Genomic DNA, 2774 nt, shown 5'->3' with positions numbered 1-2774 from the left:
CAGTAACATCGTCCGCTGCCAGTCTAAACCTTCGATGAAATGCGTCATGAACAACCTCCATACCGAATACGGAAATTATAGCAGCATCTGGATCAAAATGGGGGAGTTTTCACACAGCCTCTCCGCATAGCCGCCATCGGCACCGACCGAAGCAAAGGTCGGCAACGACCCTAAAAATGGGCGATCCCACTTGATATGTCCAAATGGTTTTGGGCTCTTTTAATCCGTTGGCATCTGGGCGCTTGGCGTTGATTGAGAAATTGCTATTTCCTCGTCATCCATTTCTTCCGGAATGCCCTCAAATAAAGGCGTTGAAAGATAACGCTCGCCCGTATCGGGCAGCATAACAAGGAGCGTCGTGCCTTTTGCTGCAGTTGCGGCAATTTGCATTGCCACGGCAAAAGTCGATCCTCCTGAGATGCCGGTAAAAATACCTTCCTCGGCTGCGAGGCGCCTAGACCATGAAATGCCTTCAGCACCTGCCACTGGAATTAGCTTGTCGTAGTAAGAACCGTCCAGTGCCTCTTGAAGGACGTACGGGATGAAGTCCGGTGTCCAGCCTTGAATCGGATGAGGCTCGAAGGACGGATGGCTTTCAGTCGGTTGATTATTTTCGTTTCTGGTGTTGACGTATCCCGATGCCACGATGGCCGAATTGGCGGGCTCGGTGAGGATGATCTTGGTGTCTGGCCTGCTTTCCCGCAGAACGCGCCCGACGCCTGATACTGTGCCGCCGGTGCCATAACCAGTCACCCAATAATCCAACCTCTGCCCGTCAAAATCGGCAAGTATTTCTCGGGCCGTCGTGCTCTCGTGTATGTCGGCGTTGTCGGGTGTCTCAAACTGGCTCGCCAGAAACCAACCATTTTCCTCGGCCAGTTCTTTGGCTTTGCTATACATACCAAACCCTTTCAAAGCACGAGGTGTAAGCACAACCTTTGCTCCGAAAAAGCGCATCAATCGCCGTCTCTCGACGGAAAAACTGTCTGCCATTGTTACAACGAGAGGATATCCCTTTGCCGCACAAACCATCGCCAGACCGATGCCCGTATTTCCGGAGGTTGCCTCAATGATAGTCTGCCCAGGCTTCAGTCTTCCATCGCGCTCTGCGGCTTCAATGATATTGACCGCCAGACGGTCCTTGACTGACCCCGCTGGGTTGAAAGCTTCAAGTTTTACGTAAACTTGAACGTGGTCCGGTGCGATGTTGTTGATGCGCACAGTCGGTGTGTCGCCAATCGTATCAAGGATCGAAGAATAAACCGTTCCACGTCCTTCAGTTGTTCGAATTCCCATTGAATGTCCCTCAATCTCTTATTGCCGCCCAAACAAAAAGGGCGCGGTACACAACTTTGACTGAAATATTACTGCTGCAAAGTCGCCTTCTGCCGTGTTGATCGTTCAACAGAGGTCCGCAGAGCCACTAAAATGACTTGAGCGCATCTTGCAGCAAAGGCTCTGTCTGAGCCCTGAACGGTCTCTGCGTCTTCTCTTTCTACCTCACGCACGTCCGCCAACTCGGCAATTGCAAAAAATAGCGATCAGGCGGGATTGCGTGCGGATATTACCCATGACGACGTGGGCGCCCAAATGCCCTTCGCGTCCTGTTCTTGGCTTTCAAAGAAAGTGCGCATCTCGCTCTCGATCTCCGGACGCTTGTCCTCAGCGAGGGCCTCTCCGGCCTCGCGGAAGACTTCGCCCCCTGGGCCAATAGCTAAAGCGAATGCAATGCATTCCTCTGGTGTTGTTCCAACCATGATCTTTTCATCCACGCGGGTAAAAGTAACGTCTTCAAAACCTGCGCTTTTCATCATTAGTCCCGTCGTCTCCTGATTGCCCATTGAGAAAGGGCCAGGTCCGCAGGTGTCTGCCTCTTCGCTCGGAGGCGGAAGATGCCGAAGGGTGATTTCCTTCGCTTCCTGCCATGCCGGATTGTCTTCGCGGCGACGCCAGACAATATGTGTCATCTGTCCCCCCGGCTTGAGCGCCAGACGCATCCGCCGCAATGCTGCTACCGGGTTTGTGAAGAACATCGTGCCAAAACGCGCAACAACAAAGTCGAACTCATTCTCGGGTAGGGCGACTTCGGCATCCCCGCGAGAGAACTCGGCGTGCAATAGTTTTTTTGCGGCGGCGTCTTTTCTGGCCTCTTCCAAAAATGCATCGACGCAATCAATCCCAAGAACCCGCCCCTTGGGCCCAACAATCTCTGCTATTTGGAGCGACATATCTCCCCATCCGCACCCGACATCAAGAACTGACATCCCTTCTTTAATGGGCAAGTTTGGAATAACTGCTGCGGAATGGCGTGACAGCCCCCCTTGGAGGATGTGCCGATATTTTGTAAATTTTGGCTCTAGGACAGAGTTCCAAAACTTCACAAAATCTGTGTCGTCTCTGTCAACATTTGCCATGCTGTAACCCCCGCTTTGTGAGCAGAGTATCATAAATGTGTAGATATTCCTAATTCACGCGCGAAACCCTAGCCAAGGTAACTCCGCTCAGCGGCTTGCATAGGAACGCAACCGGTGCAGAAGTTTCGCTTGGTCCTGCATAGCGGACATTGATACAGCATAATTAAGACACCGATGACCGCTAAGTGGGGCAGGCTCACCTGATCGACGCAACACATGCATTGAAACGCTCTGCGGGTGTTTCGTATCCCAGCGTCTTTCGAGGTGGTTCGTTAAGCGGTCTTGCGACAGCACTCAACTTTGCTTGACTATGTATCGCCAAATCCGTGCCCTTTGGGAAGTATTGTCGCAGCGAGCGAT

2 protein-coding genes and 1 pseudogene are annotated in these 2774 nt (G+C 52.3%); all 3 read right to left on the bottom strand.

What is annotated here, in order from left to right; translation table 11 throughout:
* Nucleotides 1-219: 219 nt before the first annotated feature.
* A complete protein-coding gene (cysK, locus tag AB9F29_RS21145; RefSeq protein ID WP_369757156.1) occupies nt 220-1296 on the bottom strand; it encodes a cysteine synthase A in 1077 nt (358 codons plus the stop codon).
* 245 nt (nt 1297-1541) lie between these two features.
* Nucleotides 1542-2414 carry a class I SAM-dependent methyltransferase gene (locus AB9F29_RS21140; protein WP_369757155.1) on the bottom strand — a complete coding sequence of 291 codons (873 nt, stop codon included), beginning with the start codon at nt 2412-2414 and terminating at the stop codon, nt 1542-1544.
* 196 nt (nt 2415-2610) lie between these two features.
* A pseudogene (locus tag AB9F29_RS21135) lies at nt 2611-2774 on the bottom strand (IS30 family transposase); the annotation flags it as partial.

The sequence above is a fragment of the Falsihalocynthiibacter sp. S25ZX9 genome (assembly GCF_041205405.1).
In the GTDB taxonomy this organism is placed as follows: domain Bacteria; phylum Pseudomonadota; class Alphaproteobacteria; order Rhodobacterales; family Rhodobacteraceae; genus Falsihalocynthiibacter; species Falsihalocynthiibacter arcticus.
This window is presented reverse-complemented; position numbering and strand designations above follow the sequence as displayed.

Coding starts and splice junctions, on each gene's coding strand:
- AB9F29_RS21140 (WP_369757155.1), bottom strand. CDS start 2,414: ATGGCAAATGTTGACAGAGACGACACAGATTTTGTGAAGTTTTGGAAC.
- cysK (WP_369757156.1), bottom strand. CDS start 1,296: ATGGGAATTCGAACAACTGAAGGACGTGGAACGGTTTATTCTTCGATC.